25 protein-coding genes are annotated in these 23,091 nt (G+C 40.1%); 12 read left to right on the top strand and 13 right to left on the bottom strand.

From position 1 onward, the window contains the following. Nucleotides 1-17: 17 nt before the first annotated feature. From HWV58_RS04630 to HWV58_RS04595, 8 genes are all read right to left on the bottom strand, one after another. Entirely contained in the window at nt 18-1,583 is a 1,566-nt protein-coding gene (locus HWV58_RS04630) for a serine hydrolase (protein ID WP_175632961.1), read from the bottom strand. 59 nt (nt 1,584-1,642) lie between these two features. Continuing rightward, on the bottom strand, nt 1,643-2,584 hold the full coding sequence (locus HWV58_RS04625) for a hypothetical protein (RefSeq protein WP_175632960.1): 942 nt from the start codon (nt 2,582-2,584) through the stop codon (nt 1,643-1,645). Nucleotides 2,585-2,693: 109 nt separating this feature from the next. Further along, entirely contained in the window at nt 2,694-3,878 is a 1,185-nt protein-coding gene (locus HWV58_RS04620; RefSeq protein WP_175632959.1) for a M20 metallopeptidase family protein, read from the bottom strand. Then, on the bottom strand, nt 3,865-4,308 hold the full coding sequence (locus tag HWV58_RS04615; RefSeq protein WP_175632958.1) for an SPOR domain-containing protein: 444 nt from the start codon (nt 4,306-4,308) through the stop codon (nt 3,865-3,867). Before HWV58_RS04615 ends, HWV58_RS04620 begins: the two co-directional genes overlap by 14 nt. 136 nt (nt 4,309-4,444) lie before the next feature. Beyond that, a complete protein-coding gene (locus HWV58_RS04610) occupies nt 4,445-4,672 on the bottom strand; it encodes a hypothetical protein (RefSeq protein ID WP_175632957.1) in 228 nt (75 codons plus the stop codon). 119 nt (nt 4,673-4,791) lie between these two features. Beyond that, nucleotides 4,792-5,163, bottom strand: coding sequence for a PEGA domain-containing protein (locus tag HWV58_RS04605; protein ID WP_175632956.1), 372 nt, complete (start codon nt 5,161-5,163; stop codon nt 4,792-4,794). Between the two features lie 227 nt (nt 5,164-5,390). Next, nucleotides 5,391-8,693 carry a preprotein translocase subunit SecA gene (gene secA / locus HWV58_RS04600; protein ID WP_175632955.1) on the bottom strand — a complete coding sequence of 1,101 codons (3,303 nt, stop codon included), beginning with the start codon at nt 8,691-8,693 and terminating at the stop codon, nt 5,391-5,393. A gap of 136 nt (nt 8,694-8,829) precedes the next feature. Next, the gene (locus HWV58_RS04595; RefSeq protein WP_175632954.1) at nt 8,830-9,129 is read right to left on the bottom strand and encodes a hypothetical protein; all 300 of its coding nucleotides are present in this window, start codon (nt 9,127-9,129) and stop codon (nt 8,830-8,832) included. 233 nt (nt 9,130-9,362) lie between these two features. Between HWV58_RS04595 and HWV58_RS04590 the strand changes: the two genes are divergently transcribed. The 3 genes from HWV58_RS04590 (at nt 9,363) to HWV58_RS04580 (ending at nt 11,369) form a co-directional block, all read left to right on the top strand. Next, the gene (locus HWV58_RS04590) at nt 9,363-10,094 is read left to right on the top strand and encodes a dioxygenase family protein (protein WP_175632953.1); all 732 of its coding nucleotides are present in this window, start codon (nt 9,363-9,365) and stop codon (nt 10,092-10,094) included. Nucleotides 10,095-10,215: 121 nt separating this feature from the next. Next, nucleotides 10,216-10,674, top strand: coding sequence for a hypothetical protein (locus HWV58_RS04585; protein WP_175632952.1), 459 nt, complete (start codon nt 10,216-10,218; stop codon nt 10,672-10,674). A gap of 2 nt (nt 10,675-10,676) precedes the next feature. After that, entirely contained in the window at nt 10,677-11,369 is a 693-nt protein-coding gene (locus HWV58_RS04580) for a pirin family protein (protein WP_175632951.1), read from the top strand. A gap of 120 nt (nt 11,370-11,489) precedes the next feature. Here HWV58_RS04580 and HWV58_RS04575 read toward each other — a convergent pair whose 3' ends face one another. Continuing rightward, nucleotides 11,490-12,443: a Smr/MutS family protein gene (locus HWV58_RS04575; RefSeq protein ID WP_175632950.1), complete on the bottom strand. Its 954-nt coding sequence runs from the start codon at nt 12,441-12,443 to the stop codon at nt 11,490-11,492. A 134-nt stretch (nt 12,444-12,577) separates the two neighbouring features. Continuing rightward, nucleotides 12,578-13,498 (bottom strand): ribosome small subunit-dependent GTPase A, encoded by a 921-nt coding sequence (rsgA, locus tag HWV58_RS04570; RefSeq protein WP_175632949.1) that lies wholly within the window; start codon nt 13,496-13,498, stop codon nt 12,578-12,580. A gap of 15 nt (nt 13,499-13,513) precedes the next feature. Here rsgA and HWV58_RS24470 point away from each other — a divergent pair, with 15 nt between their 5' ends. From HWV58_RS24470 to HWV58_RS04535, 8 genes are all read left to right on the top strand, one after another. Further along, nucleotides 13,514-13,648 (top strand): hypothetical protein, encoded by a 135-nt coding sequence (locus tag HWV58_RS24470; RefSeq protein WP_262890319.1) that lies wholly within the window; start codon nt 13,514-13,516, stop codon nt 13,646-13,648. 57 nt (nt 13,649-13,705) lie between these two features. After that, entirely contained in the window at nt 13,706-15,103 is a 1,398-nt protein-coding gene (gene fumC / locus HWV58_RS04565) for a class II fumarate hydratase (RefSeq protein WP_175632948.1), read from the top strand. 100 nt (nt 15,104-15,203) lie between these two features. Next, nucleotides 15,204-15,551: a hypothetical protein gene (locus HWV58_RS04560; RefSeq protein WP_175632947.1), complete on the top strand. Its 348-nt coding sequence runs from the start codon at nt 15,204-15,206 to the stop codon at nt 15,549-15,551. A gap of 6 nt (nt 15,552-15,557) precedes the next feature. Then, a complete protein-coding gene (locus HWV58_RS04555; protein WP_175632946.1) occupies nt 15,558-16,073 on the top strand; it encodes a fumarate hydratase in 516 nt (171 codons plus the stop codon). Nucleotide 16,074: 1 nt separating this feature from the next. Beyond that, a complete protein-coding gene (locus HWV58_RS04550) occupies nt 16,075-16,881 on the top strand; it encodes a S1/P1 nuclease (RefSeq protein WP_175632945.1) in 807 nt (268 codons plus the stop codon). A gap of 111 nt (nt 16,882-16,992) precedes the next feature. Next, entirely contained in the window at nt 16,993-17,433 is a 441-nt protein-coding gene (locus tag HWV58_RS04545) for a hypothetical protein (RefSeq protein WP_175632944.1), read from the top strand. Between the two features lie 81 nt (nt 17,434-17,514). Then, nucleotides 17,515-17,949 carry a low molecular weight protein-tyrosine-phosphatase gene (locus HWV58_RS04540; RefSeq protein WP_175632943.1) on the top strand — a complete coding sequence of 145 codons (435 nt, stop codon included), beginning with the start codon at nt 17,515-17,517 and terminating at the stop codon, nt 17,947-17,949. 42 nt (nt 17,950-17,991) lie between these two features. Continuing rightward, nucleotides 17,992-18,762: a ThuA domain-containing protein gene (locus HWV58_RS04535; RefSeq protein ID WP_175632942.1), complete on the top strand. Its 771-nt coding sequence runs from the start codon at nt 17,992-17,994 to the stop codon at nt 18,760-18,762. A 45-nt stretch (nt 18,763-18,807) separates the two neighbouring features. Here the strand turns inward: HWV58_RS04535 and HWV58_RS04530 are convergent, their stop codons facing one another. Both HWV58_RS04530 and HWV58_RS04525 read right to left on the bottom strand, forming a co-directional pair. Further along, nucleotides 18,808-19,215, bottom strand: coding sequence for a hypothetical protein (locus HWV58_RS04530; RefSeq protein ID WP_175632941.1), 408 nt, complete (start codon nt 19,213-19,215; stop codon nt 18,808-18,810). Between the two features lie 58 nt (nt 19,216-19,273). Beyond that, nucleotides 19,274-19,969: a hypothetical protein gene (locus HWV58_RS04525; RefSeq protein ID WP_235972648.1), complete on the bottom strand. Its 696-nt coding sequence runs from the start codon at nt 19,967-19,969 to the stop codon at nt 19,274-19,276. 144 nt (nt 19,970-20,113) lie between these two features. Here HWV58_RS04525 and HWV58_RS04520 point away from each other — a divergent pair, with 144 nt between their 5' ends. Further along, nucleotides 20,114-21,565: an alpha-L-fucosidase gene (locus tag HWV58_RS04520; protein ID WP_175632940.1), complete on the top strand. Its 1,452-nt coding sequence runs from the start codon at nt 20,114-20,116 to the stop codon at nt 21,563-21,565. Here HWV58_RS04520 and HWV58_RS04515 read toward each other — a convergent pair. Further along, nucleotides 21,562-23,085 (bottom strand): rhomboid family intramembrane serine protease, encoded by a 1,524-nt coding sequence (locus tag HWV58_RS04515; protein WP_175632939.1) that lies wholly within the window; start codon nt 23,083-23,085, stop codon nt 21,562-21,564. The two genes, HWV58_RS04520 and HWV58_RS04515, sit on opposite strands and share 4 nt — an antisense overlap. Nucleotides 23,086-23,091 lie beyond the last annotated feature (6 nt).

Raw genomic sequence — 23,091 nt, 5'->3', positions numbered from 1 at the left:
TTATTAATTCGTTTAAATTATGGTTTCTTTTTTAAGTCGAGGTCTTGAAAATCAAAGCTAAAATCGGTTAATGGCGAAATGGGTTCCATTTTAATACTAAGTGGATTGCCTTCATTATCGAGGCTAAAGTTTACAAAGGCATCTGCATCCAAACTCCTGTCGTACCATTTCACAATAAAGGTATTGCCTTTATAAAACACCATATCGCCTTTTAATTTGGGCGAATTTTTGGCCTGAAAATGCATTTTGCCATTCAGGTTGCTAATGGTTACATCGCCAAACCAGACATCGTTATATACACCCAGATATTTTTTTTCATCAGCCTTGCTTACTACATTTTTTTGGGCGGCAGCAATATCAGCCCATATTTTATCGGTTACCTTTTTAGCTTCATCCTTTTCGTCCTGCTCATTCGACACATGTTCTTTAATACGGTCTTTCCCGGTAATACCGAAATATCCATCCTTAATCGCTTGCGTAATGGCATAAAATGCCCCACCCGATTGCTGATTGGTTAAAACGATGATTCCCAATTTAAGATCGGGGATTAAAGTTACCTCGCTCACCATTCCGGCTAAGCCTCCGGTATGTTCGGCAACAAGATAGCCTTTTTCATCACTCAGAAACCAACCCAGGCCATAACCAAAGAAATGCCTATTGTAAGCACCTTTACCAGCGGTGATAACACTATGCATGGTCCACATTTGGTTTTGGGCTTGCTTACTAAACAAGGTTTTATCGAGCTTTTCGCCATACTTACCACCATTTAGCTGGGTAATTACCCATTTGCTCAAATCGCTTACACTCGTATTAATCCCTCCGGCGGCATTGCTGTTTTCCGAAAAATCTTTTGGAATAGCGGTAATTTTTCCGTTTACCGGCGCATGGGCATCAATGCTGTTCGATTTATCTTTTAAGCGGTTAAAGGAGGTAGCACTTCTGTTCATTCCCAATGGCTGCATAATCCGGCTTTCTACAAAGTCTTCGTAAGTTTTGCCCGAAACCCGCTCAATTACTTCTCCAGCCACGATGTACAGCAGATTATCATAATCCCACTTGCTGCGGAAACCAGAAACAGCCTTTAGATACCGTAAATTATGGATAATCTGTTTCTTGCTTACGGTTGACGAATCGGGCCAGATCATTAAATCGCCAGCCCCTAAACCCAAACCACTGCGGTGTGAAAGTAAATCGCGAATATTAAATTCGGAGGTTACATAGGGATCGTACATTTTAAACTCGGGAATAATATCGGTTACTTTGGTATCCCATGAGAGTTTCTTTTCATCAATTAATATAGCCAACGCTGCAGTTGTAAAGGCCTTCGAATTTGAAGCAATGCCAAACAGCGTATTTTCGTCTACCTTTTGATTATTTTTTAATGAGCGCACACCATAACCTTTTGCATGGATTACCTGCCCATCTTTAACTACCGCAACAGCTAAACCCGGAACATTAAAGGCACTTAACGTTTTTTCAGAAATGCTGTCGATCTGTTTCGAGGTTAAAACCTGAGCATTGAGCTGGCTAACAGCAAATAAAAATAAAAACAGTACCAGTTTGGCACGCGAGAGTAATTGCATGGATAGAGATTTAAATTATTCGCTTAAAGATAATAAATCTTTCAGGCGATCATTCATCCTTATTTACCCTTTTCGAGTTTGTAGTCTTTATGGACAATTAAAAAACTGGCGCGTTCTTCCTTTTTGAAAGGATAATCCCAGTTGCCCTGATAGGTAATTTTAGTTGGTAATTTATCATCGCCGAAATACCCCATTTCAATATTCATCTGTACATCGAAATCGAAAAGCATATTGCTGTATTTCATATCTACGTAACGACCCAGAATATTGAAATTACGTTTATCGAAAATAGTAACCAGTTCTTTAATCATCATTCCATCTTTGGTCCAGCTGCTTAAACCGGGCTTAACTGAAACCTTAAAACGGTAAACTGGAATAGAATCTAAATAGGTACCGCTGGTAAAACCATAATCGTAATACTGGCGCATATTGGCAGTAAAAATTTCGGTTTTGCTGCCGATAAAAGGTACTTTAACCGGCCGGCCGGGATTAAAAATCAGTGTTTTGAGTTTATCTTTATAACTTTCATTTGTACCACTTTTTCCAACTGATGCCGGGGCATTAGGTACAAAATCGGTATTGTAGGCGTTCATAAAAATGTAATCGAACATTTCAACGGTATACAATTGGTACTTCCCGTTCTTCTTATAAATTTTCCCGGTATCCTGCTTTACCAGGTATTCCATTTTATAAGGTCCGCTGTTATTGTGCTTTATTTTGCGGTAAATCTTACCATCAACCTTGTTCTTTTTATCGTAACTGTAAATGCGGTTCTCGGCAATGAAACTGTAGCGTTTCATATCCCTGAACGACTGATAAAATGAAGTATCGTTTATTACCTTATTGATGAAAGTTTCGATATTCAGCTTTTCGGCCTTAATGTTTACAGTTGAATCGAGCGTAATGGTTTTAATGGTATCTGGATTAAACCGTTGGATTTCCTGGGCAAAACCGGTATAAAAAGCTAACGTTAACAGTAAAAACAAAAATATCTTTTTCATGGAAAATGGATAATGTATGATGGAAGACGGGTGATGAAGAATATGAGCTGGAAAATGGATGCAGTAAAAAAACCACCTCATCCATCTCCCATAATTACATTTTACATCATTAATTTCCTAGTTGCTTTAAAGCAATGTAGGCCATTAAGCCCGTCGAGATTTTTAGTGCATCTTCATCGATATCGAATCGGGGTGTATGCACTGAATACTGTGTATCTTTCGCAGCATTCCCTGTTCCTAAACGATAAAAACAGGCATCTGTTACCTGCGAGTAGAAAGAAAAATCTTCGGCAGCCATCCAGATATCCAAATCTACTACGTTTTCTTTGCCTAAGAAATCTTCGGCAAAAGCCCTGGCATTAGCCGTTAGCTTTTCTTCGTTGATTAAAAAAGGATAGCCTTTATGAATATCGAAATCGCAGCTTCCGCCCATGCTTTCGGCAATTCCTTCGGCCATTTTTTTCATGCGTTTATGCGCTTCTGCTCTCCAATCTTCATCCAGCGTTCTGAATGTACCCTCAATTTTTACTTCATTTGGAATAATATTAGTAGCACCACTTGCGGTTACCTTACCGAAGGAAAGAACCGAAGGAATACGCGGATCGGCATTGCGGCTAACAATTTGCTGCAAGGCAATGATAATGTGCGAAGCAATTACCACTGGATCGATATTTTGGTGTGGCTGTGCGCCATGACCACCTTTTCCGGTAACGGTAACATAAAGTTCATCGGTTGAGGCCATGTAAATACCCGAACGAAAACCCACTTTACCTGCATCAATTAGCGGCATAACATGCTGACCAACGATATGGTGTGGTTTTGGATTTTCGAGTACGCCTTCTTTGATCATGATGCTTGCACCACCTGGCAACAACTCTTCTGCCGGTTGAAAAATTAGCTTAATGGTTCCGCCAAACTCATCTTTCAGCTGGCTTAAAATGTAAGCCGTTCCTAAAAGCGAAGAGGTGTGCACATCGTGCCCACAGGCATGCATTACACCAGGATTTTTCGAGGCATAAGGCTTATCGTTGGCTTCGTGGATCGGTAAAGCATCCATATCTGCACGTAAAGCAATTACCTGATCAGATGGCAGGTTGCCTTTAATTAAACCTACTACACCGGTATTGGCGCAATCGGTATATTCGATTCCCCATTTTTTTAATTTATCCTTAACATATAAAGAGGTTTCAAATTCTTTAAAAGATAGTTCGGGGTTAGCGTGTATATGTTGACGATAGCCTACAACATCGTTAAAAATGTTTGCGGCCAGTTCCTGTACTTTATTTTTGATCATCAGTAGTATTGGTATCTAAATTTGGGGCATTGATTTTTTCCCTGAAAATAAACAGCGTAGGGAAATTTGGTCTGAGTTCGTTGATTAAGCGTTGTGCCTCAAGGCGGGTCCTGAAATCGCCTACACGAACATAATAGTTGGGTTCTTTATAAATGAGGTAGGTATTTAATTTAGGGTAAAGTCCTTTAAACCGTGCCTGCTCATTAAAAACTTCCCGCCGGTCTGATCCGTAAAAAATCTGCACCCGGTAGCCGTAGGCAGAAACAATGGGTTTGCCTGTTTTTACCTCGCCCGAAGTTTTATACACTTCAAGCCGTTTCGCAATTAAACTATCAATTAAGGGATCTTTTATTACGATAACCTCTCCCTTTTGTGCAAAAGATGTTTTAAATAGTAGTAAACTGAAGATTAACGTATAAAATATTTTCATGATGGTATTACATCAGGCAGACGAAAATTGTTTTAAAAACAGGAATGCCAGATTTGTTACAAAAATCGGCATTCTTTATGGGTTGTGCAAATTGTTAATTTGTTGGTATTTGCAATAGCGAGCCCTCGGTTCTGAATTATTGCGCTAACCACTTATCGATTTCATCATCTAAGTCTGATTGGGTTACTAACAGATCGTTACTGACTTGTTGCTGAGATGAAATAATTTCTTGTTGTAATTCTGCAGTTAGAACCAAGGTTTTATTTTTAGAATTGGTATCGAGAATTGTAACACCAAGTTCTTTAAGTACCTGCCGTACAATTGTGCTTTTATCTTCTGGAATTTTTATGGTTAATGTTTCCATATCTCAAAAATACTAAAAATAAAGCCTGCTATCAATATAAAACATGCTCACATAAAAAAGCCAGATCCTTTTCAAAATCTGGCTTTTCGAATTATTTCCATTAATGGAATCAAATTAATTTATTTTTTAGGTTCAAATTTATGTTCATAAACCTTTGGATCGTATTTCATCATCGAGCCTGTCGCTGCATCTATAATAAAACCAGGAATAAACAGGAAATTTACCACAGATACAGCATTAAAAGCTGTTTGCGGCTGGAATGTTTTGCTTTCATAGCCATCAAGTTTCAGCGTTAAGGTTTGACCTGTAAAACCTTTTTTTAAGGGAACTGCCATTGGGGTTACTCCCACCTTAACACCATCTACCTCAATATCGGCAGCAGGTGGTGAAGAATTAATTTGAACGGTTTGTTTTGTCCCTGTAAAAACAGTGGCGCAGCCAGATAGCAGCAGTGTCGCTGAAACAGCGGCAATGTTAAAGATTCTTTTCATTTGTGTGTATTTGTGTATGTGCTCCTACTCTTATGGCTTTTCGGTTACGCCCCGTTTTTTTTTTGGTTACAGCTCCATTTTAATGGCCATACAGATAAACTGCCTACCAGTTTACCAATGACTCTGTTTGTTTGATAAAGATATAACTAATCCTGAAACTTAAAAATTTAGTTATAAAAAAAGCCCCGACAAAAAATGTCGGGGCTTGATGTATTATAATGTGCTAATTACAAATTAGCGCCGTGGCAGTTTTTGTATTTTTTACCACTTCCGCATGGGCATGGCTCGTTACGGCCAATGGCTGCTTCTTTACGAATTGGTTGTTGTGGAACGGCCTCGCGGGTATCGCCAAACTCAATACCAGGCTCTTCTCTGCCAAACTCCTGTTTAGTGGTTTGCAACTTAGGCTGTTTTACCGGAGCTGGTGCTTCCCTAACCTGATCTGGCTCTTGCTGAACCGGAATACCACCTTTATATAAGAAACTTACCACCTCTTTATTTACTGCGTTAAGCATATCTTTAAACAAGTTGAAAGCTTCCATTTTATAAATTACCAATGGATCTTTTTGTTCGTAAACTGCATTCTGAACTGATTGTTTCAAATCGTCCATTTCGCGTAAATGCTCTTTCCAGCTATCATCAATTAAAGCGAGTACAATGGTTTTCTCAAATGAGCGAACCACTTCTTTTCCTTTATTATCGATTGCTTTTTTAAGATCAACAGCTACCTGAATACCACGGATACCATCAGTAAACGGAACTACAATCTGCTCAATGTGCTGACCGCGTTCTTCGTAAACCTGTGTTAATACCGGTAACGACTGCTGAATGATGGCTTCTGATTTACGTGCATAAAACGCTTCAGCTTCTTCAAACAAACGCTCAGTTAACTGTGGAATAGCGGTTGATGAAAATTCTTTGTCGGTAATTGCTGTATCCAATGAGAAGTTTTTAATTACTTCAAGCTTAAAGCCTTCGTAGTTTGCTTCTGTTTTGTATTCGGTTACAATATCTTCAGCAACATCGAACACCATATTGTTCATATCTACATCTAAACGCTCGCCAAACAAAGCATTTTTACGTTTAGCGTAAATTACGGTACGCTGCGAGTTCATCACATCATCGTACTCCAATAAACGTTTACGGATACCAAAATTGTTTTCTTCTACTTTCTTTTGCGCACGCTCGATAGATTTGGTAATCATAGAATGCTGGATCACCTCGCCATCTTCGATACCCATACGCACCATAATGCTCGAAATTCTTTCTGAACCGAATAAACGCATTAAGTTATCTTCTAATGAAACGAAGAATTGAGACGAACCCGGATCACCCTGACGACCGGCACGACCACGTAACTGCCTGTCTACACGACGCGACTCGTGACGCTCAGTACCTACAATCGCTAAACCACCCGCATCTTTAACACCTGGGCCCAATTTAATATCGGTACCACGACCAGCCATGTTGGTTGCAATAGTAACGGTTCCGGCCTGACCAGCTTCGGCAACGATATCAGCCTCTTTCTGGTGCATTTTCGCGTTTAATACGTTGTGCTTTATACCACGAAGTTTAAGCATACGGCTTAGCAACTCAGAAATCTCAACCGAAGTTGTACCCACCAATACCGGACGGCCTGCTTCAGTTAGTTTTACAATTTCGTCGGCAACAGCATTGTATTTTTCGCGCACTGTACGGTAAACGTAATCTTGTTGATCTTGTCTCGAAATATTTCTGTTGGTCGGGATTTCAACCACATCCAGTTTATAGATCGACCAGAACTCACCTGCTTCAGTTGTTGCAGTACCCGTCATACCGCAAAGCTTGTGGTACATACGGAAATAGTTTTGCAAGGTTACAGTTGCGTAAGTTTGGGTCGCATCTTCAACTTTTACATTTTCTTTAGCTTCAATCGCCTGGTGCAAACCATCAGAGTAGCGGCGACCATCCATAATACGGCCGGTTTGCTCATCAACGATTTTAATTTTACCCTCATCGATGATATACTCTACGTCAATTTCGAATAAGGTATAGGCTTTTAACAACTGGTTTACCGAGTGGATACGCTCTGCTTTAACAGAATAATCGCGCATCAGGGCATCTTTGGTAACTACCTTTTCTTCTAAAGGAAGGTCAGATTTTTCTAACTCAGCCACTTCAGTGCCTACATCAGGAAGTACAAAGAAATGAGGGTCTTCGCCCGATTGGGTAATTAACTCAATACCTTTTTCGGTTAATTCTACCTGGTTGTTTTTCTCATCAATATAGAAGAACAATTCCGAATCTACCTTCGGCATGTTCTTAGACTGATCGGCCATGTAGTAGTTTTCTGTTTTTAACAACAAACCACGAACACCGCTCTCGCTTAAAAACTTAATTAAAGCCTTATTTTTTGGTAAACCACGGTAAGCACGTAATAAAGCCAAACCGCCTTCGCCTTCTTCGGTACCGGTATTACCAGCATTGATTAATTTTTTCGCTTCGTTTAAAGCCTGGGTAACATAAGCTTTTTGTGCATTAACCAAACGCTCAATGCGTGGTTTAAGTTCGTAAAACTCATGCTGATCGCCATGCGGGATCGGGCCCGAAATGATTAATGGGGTACGGGCATCATCGATTAAAACTGAATCGACCTCATCCACCATTGCAAAGTGCAATTTGCGCTGCACCAACTGATCTGGCGTTTGCGACATATTGTCACGCAGGTAATCAAAACCAAACTCATTGTTGGTTCCGTAAGTAATATCTGCTGCATAAGCCTTTCTTCTCTCTTCAGAGTTTGGCTCGTGTTTATCAATACAATCAACGCTTAAACCGTGGAATTCGAATAACGGGCCATTCCACTCACTATCCCTGCGTGCCAGGTAATCATTCACCGTTACGATGTGTACACCTTGTCCGGCAAGTGCGTTTAGGTAAGCCGGTAAAGTACTTACCAGGGTTTTACCCTCACCTGTAGCCATCTCGGCAATTTTACCGCTGTGCAATACAATACCACCAATTAACTGTACATCGTAGTGTACCATGTTCCAGGCTACCTCGTTTCCGGCGGCATCCCATTTATTGGCCCATTGTGCTTTATCGCCAACAATTTTAACATTGTTTTTTCTTGCAGCGTAGTCTCTGTCAAACTGAGTTGCAGTAACCTCTAAATAATCGTTTTCGCTTAAACGGCGCGAAGTTTCTTTAACTACTGCGAAAGCCTCTGGAAGGATTTCTAACAATACCTTTTCCAATTCCGCATCACGGTCTTTACCTAAAGCATCAACCTGATCGTAAATAGCCGTTTTTTCGTGAAGATCTAACTCCTCGTTTTCTGCCTCAGTTTTAAGGGCCGAAATTTTTCCATCAATTTCAGTTAAAAAATCTGCAATCCTGCTTTTAAATTCGATGGTTTTACCACGTAACTCATCATGGCTAAGCGCCGAAAGTTTACTGTAGTGTTCGTTTATTTTAACAACCAGTGGTTGAATAAGCTTTATATCTCTTTCTGATTTACTTCCGAAAATCTTCGCTAAAAATCCTAACATTATATTTTAAATTGTATTTATTTATTAAAAAATGGTGTGTTACAACAACTAAGCCACTGTCAGTATTAAGTCAGTTTGGCAGTTATTGATATAAATGGGGGCTCAAAATCTTAAAAAGATCTTTTAACGAAGTGTACTAGGGACTGTTGTTCTTCGGTTTTTTACGGATGGTTAAATCGGTGACTACCTGATTTACGCTTACATATTTTGCGACTTTTAATTGGGGTTGGGTTCCAATTAAAGCAAGTCGGGTGTACGATAATAAATAAGGGTTGCGCTGTTCGTTGAACTGAACAGTGCTTTTATCAGTAGCATTTGAACTGATTTTATACTCATTACAATATTCGTTTAATATTCTAAGCCCTTCAACGCGCTCGGCTTTGGCCAAATGCGTTAAGCTAAAAAATACAAGAGATATGGTAACCAGGTGTTTCATTAATAGCGGCAAAGCTAGTTTTAATCTTTTATAAAAAGAAATTCGATTATCGCAAAAAGCGTACCTCAAATTTCGGTGTCTTTTGGCCTTCCGGTCATTACACACTATTAAGGTATAACACAAGCTCTTTTTTTTTGTGATTAAACGATACAAAATCGGCATACATCGTCACATCGCTGTTACTTAGCTTCAAGGTTTTACCTTTATATCAACAAAGCAAAACAGTCAACCCTATGGAAAGAAAAAATTTCATCAGAAGCTTAATGATTGGAGCAGTTTCTACTCCGGTAATTATCGAAGCCTGCAAAAAAAGCAGCATAACAGATGGCGCCAGTACATCAGGCTCGGGAACAGCAGGTACAACTGCCAGCAGCAACGGAACCTGTACTGTAGCCCCAACCGAAACTGAGGGGCCTTTCCCTACTAAAGTACCTGCATCGTACGTGCGTAGCGATATTACCGATGGGCGTACTGGTTACAAAATGACGGTTAAGATAACCATTGGCAACCTGAATAACAGTTGTGCGGCGCTGGCTGGTGCCCTGGTTGATATCTGGCATTGCGATGCAGAAGGCAATTATTCTGAATATGGCGGCACAGGGATGCAAAGTACCAATTATCAATCGGTACACTTTTTACGTGGCCGCCAAACTACCGATGCCAATGGGCTGGTAACTTTTACTACTATTTTTCCGGGCTGGTACAGTGGCCGGGCAACACATATTCATGTTCATGTGTATAATGCAGCAGGAACATCGTTAAATGTAACACAAATTGCTTTTCCCGAAGGCAGCGGTACTTCGCTGGCTTTGGTAAATGGTTATAGCAAGGGAATGACAGGTTATACGTACAACAATGCCGACAATGTTTTTAGCGACGACAAAACAGGTGTAGAAATTGCCACAGTAACAGGAACATTAACCTCAGGGTTCGATCTTACATTTAAATTGAACGTTAAAGCATAATATCATCCTTATTATTTGTTTTATTTTCATTAAAGACGTTGGGTTTTCTTAACGTCTTTTTTAATTTTATGCCATGCCAAAAAAAGTGATCGTTTTATGCTATCGAAAAATAATCGATGCTATGGATAATAATCCATGGAGTAAGTTTGTGCATGAAGACAGTTTTGCTGAGTTCAAAATGCAATCGCAATTTTATAACCAGGAACAACAGTTTACTTCATTTGCAGAAATACTATTACATGTACCTGATGCCGAAAAGCTCCATTTTTTGGTTAGTGCGGCTATTACAGGCTACCTGCGACAGTTAAACGGGATAATTCCTGATGTTTTAGATAATCTGGGCAGACGGTTTTTAACTTTTGAGCATTTTAAATTCGAAATCATCAATTCCGATATCAACCATCTGGATAAGCATAAAATTGCCATCAACTTCTTTTCAAAGCCATTGATCTGGCATGATACGATCGGCGATCAGTTGCTGGTATCGCAATATAAAGAAACCACTGAAGAAGAGGTTTTCACCAATATTTTTACCATCCAGCCATTTGTTAGCATCCACTCTATAAAAAATATCGATTAAGCATGGAACTTAGCCCCGGAAAAATTTACCTGGCCGATCAGCGTGGGCTGACGGAAAATTCAACAATCCGAAGGTATAGCACCTTTAATTTCGAAAAATATTACAGCGAGCACAGGGAGCCACTTGAAAACCTTTTTCTCTGTAATGACGAATCGTTAGCAGGGGGGAAAGTTTCCTTTTTCCTCTCCAAAGAAGATTCTTTTCAAATTTTCTTTCCCATTACCGGCGGCATTGATGTGGTGCAGGGAAACAAAGAATTTTCGATTGATACTGGTAAAGTACAAGTGTTAAACCTGGGTAAAGGTGAAGTTTTGGAAATTAGTAACCCCTACCCTAACGATACCATTAACTATCTGCAGCTGGGGATAAAAACGGATTTCTTTTTACTGCGCCCGAGTGAAATGCTTTATCAGTTCGACTTTGAAAAAGACCAGAACCAGTTAATCGAACTCATTTCCAACCCAAAACTGCCATTTAAATTAAGTGCCGGGATTTTTGCCGGTCGCGAGGAGGCTGTTTACACCCTGCAGCATAGCAACAGCAAATTTTACTGCTTTGTTATAGATGGTGCCTTTGAAATTGAGGGCCGATTACTCCATGCCCGCGATGGCCTTGCGCTTTGGGATTTACCAAAGGTTGAGCTGGAAGCATTGAGCAATAATGCGATTGTGGTGGTTTTGGAATTTGGGTACTAACATTCCTTTTTGAATGCTAAAATGAGTGAATTTTGAATGAATGAATCAGCATTACGCTTCAGACATTCAATCATTCAAAATTCAATCATTCTTAAAAAAATTCAGCATGACAGTACAGAATTACTTAAAAACTACCTCCGTAGCACCATATCCAAACTTTTCCTTCCGGGCATCCATATAGGTTTTAATGTGTGGATTTTTGCTAATCAGTTTATGAATTTTATCACGTAAAGTACCATTGCCTGAACCGTGGATAAAAATCATCTTATCGAAATGGTGCACAATTGCTGCATCAAGCGCATTTTGAAAGTGCGTGAGCTGAATCTGCAAAATTTCGCTGGCTTCTAAAAAGTGATGATCATCGCGCAATTTCTCGATGTGCAAATCGATCTCCTTTGCAGGTGCATCAACCATCTTCTTTTCGTCGGCAGATTTAAAAAAGCTTTCCTTTAATTTTTGCGCATCGATTGTTACCGGCACCAGGTCATCCAGGCGAATCAGCCAGCCTTTATTTTTAAGGTTAGGCAACGCTTTTTGTTCAGTGCTAAAATCTTTTGCCCTGAATTTCTTGCGGATCACCAATGGATCGATAGGTTTGGCATCGGCCGTACTCACCACCAAAACCTGAAAAGTAAACTCAGGCCAAAGATCTAAATCAGCCAAAGCAGCCGAGTATACGAGGGTGGAACTGTAAGAGGCAATAACACCATGATAAGCGCTGGCATATTTCTCCTTCCTTTCAGTGTTCAGGCTCACCAATAGAGTATTTGGCGATTGGTTCTGCAGATGAAAATGCACCACATTACCTGCCTTATCATCAGTGGCTACGGCAACATAAATACCATTCTCTATTTCAGTAAGGCCTGGCACATTCACCTGAATAGGTTTGGGTACATCTATTTCCTCTGCCACAACGCCATGGCCATGTACAGATGTTAAGTTGCTTACTGCAACCGGAATTTCGAAACCATCTTCGTCAGTTACCCCTAAAGTTTGGGCATCGATAACCCGGGTAACATAACCCTCACGTTTCTCATCCACAAAACGCACAAAATCTCCCAGTTTAAATTTCATATTTCCCAAATCTCAAAAGAGATCTCTCCATTTATTTAATATCGTTTCTATTTATTTTAACCACTAAGGCACAAAGTACATCAGGCTCTTTTCAAGTAGGCAAAAGGCCTTTAACTGCTTTAAGCTTTATACGACTAGTGCCTCGTATCGTTTCCGTGATAAATACTCAGGTAACTTTCATATCTTGAGATGGCAATTTCGCCTTCATTAACGGCTTCAATAACTGCGCATCCTGGTTCGTTAACATGGCGGCAGTTGTTAAAACGGCAATTATGCGACGTTTCGAAAATCTCCCTGAAAAAATGACCAAGCTCTTCTTTTTCAATATCAATTACACCTAACTCACGAATCCCGGGCGTATCTACGATGAAACCACCCTGCGGCAATTCGAACATTTCGGCAAATGTTGTGGTATGCTGCCCTTTATCGCTCCAGTCTGACACTTCACCTGTTCTTAAATCGCGATCGGGCAACAAAGCATTAATCAAACTCGATTTACCTACGCCCGAATGACCTGAAATCAAGGTAATTTTATCGGTAATCAACTCCTGAATAACCGGGATATTAATTCCCTTTAAAGCTGATACCTCGTAACAGGCATAACCTATATTTTGATAAATATCTTTAAATTCCTGAAGAATCTCCAGTCCCTCTTTACTAAACAGATCGAGTTTATTGAATACCAAAACTGCTGGTACATCATAGGCTTCGGCAGTAACCAAAAAACGATCAATAAAGCCCAAAGAGGTACGCGGCGAAGCTAAAGTAACCACCAGAATGGCCATATCTAAATTAGCGGCCAAAATCTGCGCCTGCTTGCTCAGGTTTATCGATTTGCGGATGATGTAGTTTTTGCGGGGCAGCATTTCATTAATCAGGCCCTGATTGCTATCCCTTTCCAGCTCAAACTTCACCCGGTCGCCAACCGCAATCGGGTTGGTGGTTTTAATACCCTTAATCCTGAACTTGCCTACAATGCGGCAATCGTAACGCTCGCCATTATCGGCCAGCACGTTATACCAACTTCCTGTAGATTTAATAACTAATCCCTGCATATTTGCCGTAAAGGTATGAATATGATTTCATTGGTAGAAGCCGCCGGTAAGGATAAAAATTCGGGCATTAGTCCGCCTTTACCGCCGAAAGCAGAAACACAGGCTACATTTTCTCCACATATTGCGCAATACACTAAATATCTTACATAAATACAACGCTTTAAAAGTCAAAAAACCTAAATTTGCCACAACAAAAATTAAAATATAATGAGTTTCAGAATAGAACACGATACCATGGGCGAGGTGCAGGTGCCTGCCGACAAATACTGGGGTGCACAAACCGAACGCTCACGCAATAACTTTAAAATCGGCCCAGAAGGTTCGATGCCAAAAGAAATTATCCATGCTTTTGGATACCTGAAAAAAGCAGCAGCGCTTGCCAATACCGAACTTGGTGTGCTTTCGGCCGATAAAGCTGAATTAATTGCAAAAGCCTGCGATGAAATTATTGCCGGCCAATTGGATGATCAGTTTCCATTGGTGATCTGGCAAACCGGTTCTGGTACGCAAAGTAACATGAACGGAAACGAAGTGATTGCAAACCGTGCACACGTTATTAACGGTGGTGCGCTGGCTGATGATAAAAAAGTACTTCACCCGAATGATGATGTAAATAAATCGCAGTCATCAAATGATACCTACCCAACTGCAATGCACATTGCAGCCTATAAATTAACCGTAGAAAATACTATCCCGGGCTTAACCCATTTAAGAAACGCTTTGGCTAAAAAGGTGGAGGAGTTTGCCGGAATTACCAAAACCGGACGTACCCACTTTATGGACGCTACGCCGCTTACCTTAGGGCAAGAATTTTCTGGTTATGTACAGCAGATTGATAACAGTATCAGGGCCATTAAAAATGCTTTGGTTATGGTTGCTGAGCTGGCTTTGGGTGGTACTGCAGTAGGTACCGGTTTAAATACCCCGAAAGGATATGATGTTTTAGTGGCTAAAAAAATTGCTGATTTAACGGGTTTACCTTTCGTTACTGCGCCAAATAAATTTGAAGCTTTAGCTGCACACGATGCCATGGTTGAACTTTCTGGCGCTTTAAAACGTACTGCCGTTGCTTTAATGAAAGTAGCTAATGATGTACGTATGTTGAGCTCTGGCCCACGTTGCGGTATTGGCGAAATTGTTATTCCGGATAACGAACCAGGATCATCTATCATGCCGGGTAAAGTTAATCCAACCCAGCCTGAGGCCTTAACGATGGTATGTGCCCAGGTAATTGGTAACGATGTAGCCGTTTCAGTAGGGGGCATGTCAGGTCATTTCGAGCTGAATGTGTTTAAACCATTAATTGCGGCTAACGTATTGCAATCGGCACGTTTAATTGGCGATGCCTGCGTTTCTTTCACCGATAAATGTGCAGAAGGAATTACCGCTAACTTGCCGGAAATTGAAAAACATTTGCAAAATTCGTTAATGCTGGTTACCGCATTAAACCCACACGTGGGTTACGAAAACGCAGCAAAAATTGCGAAGAAAGCGCATAAAGAAAATAAAACTTTAAAAGCAGCAGCTGTAGAACTAGGCCTGTTAACCAACGAACAGTTTGATGAGTGGGTTCGTCCGGAAGATATGGTAGGTAGCTTGAAATAAACTAAAGAAGATCGCCATTCCCGCCTGTGTGGGAATGGCTTTTCAGTTAAAATATATTTACAGGTCTAAATCAACATGGCTAATTAAACAACAGACAAAAATGACTTCAATACTTAATGTACTCATGAGCCTGCTATCTGTTATCGCGCCATGCCTCGTATTTGGAACCTGCTGCTATTTTTTAACCAAAAAAAAATCAGTTGAAGCAGTTTTAATGACCATTGGTTCAGGAATTGGCATACTGATACACTTATTTTATCTCCTGATACCATTTTGGATTAGCAGCAACAATATCCCTTACACTGAAATTTCAAAATATTACACGTTAACGGGTATTATTGGTGCCTTAGCCAGTCTTTGTTTTGCAGTAGGTTTTCTGCTTTTGATACACAACTCCGTTAAAAAGAACAATGTATTCCATGATCAGTTCCCTAAGCGCAACGATTAAAACACCATGAACAAACTGCATCCCCGTTTAAGGTATTTCTACACTATCCTTTTTACATTATCCATCTTACAGATCGCTTGTAGCCCAAGGCCTAATATCCAGGGCAAAGGCGAAGCATTTATGCAGGGCGTTTGGAATGAAGATTCAGTCGCTTTTAGCAATAAACTGAGCAATTACACCCAACACCATTTCAAAATTACCTGCGATTCGGTTTATATCGATCTGGTTACCCACAGTAAGGTTAATTTTTACGAAGATTCCTGCTACAACAACGGCATCTGGAAAGAATATGCAAAAGGTGTTTACGCGGTAAGGGGCGATACTTTAATTATAGGCGCAACCTTTACCCATGCCAATTATAAACAAAAAATATCAGGCTGTTATCGAATTGGCCGGTACGAAAAAAACTTCCTGATTAAAAAACGTTCGGCAGATAGCCTTACGCTCGAAAGCATAAACGATCAACGCGAAATCAAAATGACGTTGAAAGAAAAAGTTACCTGCATCCAAAAAGAACTATAGAATGATCTTAACATCCATTAGAAAAAAACTAGCTGCAGCTATAATCGTAGGATTTTTAGCTTACACACCTGCACAGGTAAGTGCCTGGGGCACTATTGGACACCGGGTGGTTGGCGAAATTGCCGATAGTTACCTAAAAGCTAAAACCCGCAAAGCCGTTCAGGATATTTTAGGTTACGAAACCCTGGCCATGTGCGCCAATTGGGGCGATTTTATCAAATCAGATTCGACCTACAATTACATGTACAACTGGCACTTTGTTAACCTGCCAGCCGGATTGAACAAGGAAGGCGTATTTAATTTCCTGGAAACCGACAAATCGGTAAGCTTATATACCAAAATCCCTGATTTAATTGCCGTTTTAAAGAAAGCAGGTAGCACGCCTGATGAAAAGAAACTAGCATTGCGCATGTTGGTACACCTAGCTGGTGATTTATGCCAACCCATGCACGTAGCGCGTAAAGAAGATTTGGGTGGTAACCGCATTTCAGTATTGTGGTTTAACGAAAAATCGAATATCCACCGCGTTTGGGATGAGCAGCTAATTGAATACCAGCAATTAAGCTATACCGAATATGCTAAGGCCATCAATCATGCTTCGGCGGTTCAGCTTTACAACTGGCAAAATACCAGTTTAAAAGATTGCATTTTCGAATCGTACAACATTTGCAACAAAATTTACGACACCACTAAGCCCGATGCTAAATTAAGCTACCGTTACAACTTTGATTGGGTAGATACACTTAATAATCAATTGTTAAAAGGCGGTGTGCGCTTAGCCAAAATGCTAAACGATATTTACGGCTAATTATATAGAATTTCGAATTTGAGTGCTCCGGTTATAAAAAAAGCTGGAGCATTTTTTTTGTAGCGTATTGCCTAACCCACTCGTTTTAAGGTAAACAAACTAAAAAACGTGATGAAAAAACTACTCTTAATTTTGACCTTATTCCTGGCATTAGGCTGCAAAAAGAAAAATGATGAAGCTAATGTTGATATTACAAGATACAACTGGCCATTAGAATCGGCAATGGTTAATCCGGCAATACAGATTAACGGCAGTACAGTAACCAATTTTAAAACTGATAAAGATGATTCATCATGCCTCAACAGCAATTATACTTTAAGATTTTCAGCAAATGGATCTTATGCCTTTACTTCTACCGGAGCATTATGTGATATGATTTCTTTTCATAAAGCCAAATGGACTAAAAACGGAAATGAAATTACATTGAATACGGGCTTTGGCAACGATGAAACTGTAATTTTAAATGGCAAAACCATTACTCAAAAACAAACTTTCGAAAGAGATGGTAAAACCTATACGGTAACTTACTTATTTGTGGCAAAGTCTAAATAATTTTGAAATCATCATGAGGTAATACCAAAAAAAGAATAATATTGCACAGAATAGCCTTAAAACTATTAAGAACCTGATATTATGAGAATTTTAATGGTATGCCTGGGCAACATTTGCCGGTCGCCACTGGCAGAAGGCATTATGCGCCACCTAACTGAGAAACAAAACCTGAACTGGGAAATCGCCTCAGCAGGTACCGGCAACTGGCACATTGGCCAGGCACCCGATCACAGAAGTATAGCAGCCGCCAAAGCCTTTGGTTACGACATCAGTAAACAACGCGCGCAACAATTTAACCAAAGCATGTTTAGCCAATACGATTTGATTTTGGTTATGGACAGGAATAATTTGAAAGATGTTAAAAGTTTGGCCAGAACCGAAGCAGAAGAAAAAAAGATTCAACTTTTTCTAGATAACGACGAAGTTACAGACCCTTATTGGGATAATGCCCTATTTGCCCCGGTTTGTAAGCAGGTCGAAGCAAGATGTTTAGAAATTATCAAACAACTTTCTTAATTTTAGCTTTCACTATAACAACACACACTAGCCAAATCGAAAATGAAAAAATTCCTTTCACTGTGCTTATTAATTGCAACCGTTATTTTATTTCAGGCATTTACCGCAGTAAAAAAGCCTGCAAAAGTCCTGGTTTTTTCGAAAACCAAAGGTTTTAGGCACGGTTCTATCGGGGTGGGCAAAACAACCATCCAAAAACTGGGCTTAAGCCACAATTTTGAAGTAGACACTACCGAAAATGCCGATGTTTTTACAGAAGCAAACCTTAAGCAATATGCTACAATCATTTTTCTAAGCACCACAGGCGATGTATTAAACGATGCCCAGCAAGCGGCATTCGAAAGGTATATCCAGGCAGGTGGTGGTTATGTAGGGATCCACGCGGCAACCGATACAGAATACGATTGGCCATGGTATGGAAAACTTGCTGGAGCTTATTTTACCAGTCACCCGGCAATACAGGATGCCAGATTTGTAATTAAAGATAAAAACCATCCATCAACCAAATTTTTCACTGATTCGGTTTGGTTGCACAAAGATGAGCTTTATAACTTTAAAGATATCAACCCCGATATTAAAGTTTTAATCACCCTGGATGAGAAATCTTACAAAGGTGGTAAAAACGGTGCTTTCCATCCGTTTAGCTGGTACCACAATTTCGATGGTGGCCGGGCATTTTACACTTCGATGGGGCATACTAACGAAGCATGGGCAGAAGAAAAATTCTTAAACCACCTTTGGGGAGGCATAGAATATGCTATAGGCAAACAAAAGAAACTGGATTACAGTAAAGCAAAATCTAAACTGCTTTAAGCCAAAAAAAACGCCTGCTAATTAAGTTTGACAGGCGTTTTTTTTTTAAAAGAACAATTGCGATAAAACGTTGCTTGCACTTGGTGCAGCAGGTTTTAACGAAGTAAATTTCGCCAATTGAGCAACGGTTAAGGCTGTACCCAATTTAGATTTTAAACCAGCATACAATTTACCGAATTTGCTCGTATAAGCGGCAGGATCTGTTTTCTGTGTAGCCATGATAGTGGCTTTCTGCACCAAAAAATCTTTAATAATGGTAGTTACAGTTGGTTTTTGCGCCGGAGTTAAACTCAATGCAGGCGTAAGCTTGCCTAGAATGCTCGAGGTTAAGCTATTGGCATCAAAGCCACTTGCAGCAGCCGCGGCCGTTCCAACCTTATTTAAAATACTCTGAGCGTTCGAGCTTAAGTTTAAACCCAATACCAGGGCTGATAAGATCAATAGTTTCTTCATTTCTAAAATAATTTATTAACCTAAATATAGAACTAATACAACTATTAAGAATGAATTTTTAATTAAGTTTTGTTTTTTTAATGTTCACCAGGTAAATATAGTTGAGCATACAGAAAGAAGCCATGGCTCCGAAAGTATGCCACAGGAAATGGGTGCCTATTGTAAATATCTCCCATTTATCAGCAATGCGGAAAGTAAGGGCAAATATGAAGGCAATTAATGCAAACCCAACCCATTTGCCATTTTTCCAGTCGGTTTTTACCAAATAGCCAAACACAGGGAATAATACCAGGGCGGCCATAAATGCATAGTTTATGTTAATAAATACTTGAAAATCGCCATGACTAAAGAGTTGCCGCACATAAAACTGAAAAAAGGCATACACAGCCACAATTAAAACCGCAAAATACCACCTGGTTAGTTTAGCTAAAAAGTAAACTCCGGCCGAAAGGCAAAGCAGCATAATTGGCATCCAGTCCATCAGAATAAATACTGGCCAGCGTCTTAAACCATGATAGGTTGTTCCGCCAATACCTCCGATAAAAAGTAATACCAAAGCACCGCTTAAAAATTTATGCTGACTAAAATTCCCGCGCAATTTAAGAGTCCAGTATAAAGCAATTGCCAAAAAGAACGCACTGGTTATCGTATTAAAAGGCTCAGGAAAAAACTGGCTAAGGTTTGTTTCGGTATATATGGTACCTCCGTCTGGAGGAATCTGGAGCATGGAAATCATAGTAGGTAAACGCATCATAAAATTAAATGTTTGAGGCCCGTATGTAACGATCAAGATGGAAAAATAATTTGGCAATTAGATGAGCAACCGGTTAAATATTAGTTAATTCTAATCGCTCAACCGTTATTTTATGTATTTTAGTCAGCCTAAGCAACAACCAATATGAGACCTTTATTGATTCTATTTTTATTTCTTTCGGCAGCAACCTATGCCCAAAACCCGCCCAAACCTTATGGGGCACTACCTTCTAAACGTCAGCTGGCATGGCACGATACTGAAGTATACGGTTTAATCCATTTTACCCCCACTACATTCGAAAATAAAGAATGGGGATTTGGCGATGCCGATCCGAAAACATTTAACCCAACCGATTTTAACGCCGATCAGATTATCCAAGCCGCAAAAGCAGGAGGTTTAAAAGGCATTATCCTAGTAGCTAAACACCATGATGGCTTTGCTTTGTGGCCAACCAAAACAACCCGTTATAACATCAGCCAAAGTCCTTTTAGAGGTGGTAAAGGCAACCTGGTTAAAGAAGTTGAGCAGGCCGTACGCAAAAATGGCTTAAAGTTTGGCGTATATTGTTCGCCATGGGACCGGAACAATGCCCTTTACGGAACGGATAAGTATCTGGCCATTTACCAGGCCCAGTTAAAAGAACTGTACAGCAATTTTGGTGCACTTTTTATGAGCTGGCATGATGGTGCAAATGGTGGAGATGGTTATTATGGCGGAGCAAGAGAAAAGCGTTCGATCGACAACACCACTTATTACGACTGGAACAACACCTGGGCCATTACCCGTAAAATGCAACCTATGGCAAACATATTTAGCGATATTGGTTTAGATATCCGCTGGGTAGGAAACGAAGACGGGCACGCAGCCGAAACAAGCTGGGCTACTTTTACCCCAATGGCACCTGATGGGAAGAGTGTTGCCGTTCCGGGACAAGCCAATTACCCGCAAAGCCCGGAAGGCATCAGAAATGGTAAATTCTGGATGCCGGCAGAGTGTGATGTTCCGCTGAGAAAAGGTTGGTTTTTCCACGCCAACGAAAAACCTAAAAGCCCTGAAACACTTTTTGATTTATATTTAAAAAGCGTTGGTCGCGGTGCCGGTTTAGACCTTGGTTTAGCTCCCGATACCCGTGGACAGCTCCATGCCGACGATGTTGCCTCGCTAAAAACCTTCGGCGATATGGTTAAACATACCTTTGCCAATAATCTGGCTAAAAATGCAAAACTAAAACTGAGCAATAGCAGGGGTGGCAAATACAATGCAGCTGCATTATTGGATAATAACAAAGCAACCTATTGGGCTACAACAGATCAGGTGCACGAAGCTACAATTGAACTCAATTTACCCGCTTCAAAAACTTTCGACATCATTAGCCTCCAGGAATATATTCAATTAGGACAACGAATTGAAGCCTATACCGTTGAGATTTTTGAAAACGGAGCGTGGAAAAAGGTTTATGATGGAACCAGTATAGGTGCCAAAAGATTAATTCAACTCGATGCGGCGGTTACCACAAATAAAGTGAAAATCAACATCACCAAATCGCCTGTTTGCATTACTTTAAGCGAAATAGGTCTTTACAAAAAAACCGCTTAATCGCGGTTAAATTCGCTTGTGCTGGCTTCACCACGAATGATATTCACCTCGTCGGTAAGCTGCTCAATTTCATCACGGTATCTTGATGTTTCTTCCTGGTATTCGCGATGTAAAAGTTCAGAGATTTTGATGGCCAGATTGGTAATCTTACCATCAAAATCTCTTCTATAGTTTTCCTTCCTTTCGAGTTTGAGCTTCTTCATTTCGGCAACAATCTGTTTATTCTTGCGCCATACCTGTATGCCATATTGTTCAATCATCTTTACCTTTTCAGCTTTCGAAAGATCTTTTGGAATTGAATAGACTTTATTAAAATCGGAAATATTGAGGTCAAAGGCAAACTGTAGCTTGTAAAACTTCCTGTTCTGATAATTTGGCGTAAGGATTAAAACCGCAGCGGCAAAGATCACAACAATCATACTTGATAACCCATACTGTAAGCCAGAAGTGATTTTATAGCTCCCTAACTTTTCATTAAAAAGCAAATAACAAATTACAAAGCCCGAAACCAGTCCGCCAATATGTGCGCTGTTATCTACGTTACCACCTATGCCATTTAAAAGCATAAGGACGGTTACGACAATAGTACTGATCAAAAGTGCACGACTTGCATTCTTTTCGAATGCCTTACTCACACTTAAGGCCATAAAAGCGCCAAAAATACCCATAATGGCTCCTGATGCACCGGCCATAAAACCAAATTTATGGAAAATGATGCTCACCAAACCGCCACAAATACCACTTAAAAGATAAGTAACCAGAAATTTAACTGAGCCCAATTTATGCTCAACCATAAGGCCAATATAAATGAGTGCGTAGAGATTAAAAAACACATGCCAGATACTTAAATGAATAAACTGATGTGTAATTAAACGCCAGAGCTGGCCTTCTAAAACCAATTCTCGGCTGTTTGCCCCCAGGTTTAAGTAAGCATTTGTAATTACCTCCGAAACAATCGCATCTTCACTACGGAGTTTAAATACAATGGTGACAAATACAAGGGTTATTACATAATAGATAATATTTAAAATTACCAGAATAGGTGTAACCAGATAGCCCTTTTGAGGTAGAAAAAGATAAAGGATGTTTTTAATCTTATTCTTTGCCGTTAGCGGAGCTTTCTCGAAATAGGTATCATCCTGTGTGGCAATTAAGGTATGGAATGCGGCCAGACTTTCGCTCCAAACATCCTGCAAGTGGAATTGAACGTATTCAAATTCATTAAAAAACTTCTCCAGATTGAGGTCGTTTTTCCCGTAATCGTTAAAAAGCATCTGAATACCTACGCACTCGCTTTTTACTACGGCAAAATTGCCATGAATACGAATAGAAACCTCTTCAGTGTACGATTGAAAAGAGATTGGTGTATAAGCTATAATCCCGGTTTTGGAAATGTGGCTTAATTTCCAGCCCAGGTTTTCAATTACCTTACGGGCAATAATTAAATATTTATCGGCCGGAAAATCGGCCAAAGGGATATATTTTTCAATTTTAGGCGAGTAACCCCAACTGATTGCCATAGAGCG

This window comes from Pedobacter ghigonis, assembly GCF_903166585.1.
Lineage (GTDB): Bacteria > Bacteroidota > Bacteroidia > Sphingobacteriales > Sphingobacteriaceae > Pedobacter > Pedobacter ghigonis.
The sequence above is the reverse complement of the archived record's forward strand: the minus strand, read 5'-3'. Positions and strand labels throughout refer to the sequence as shown.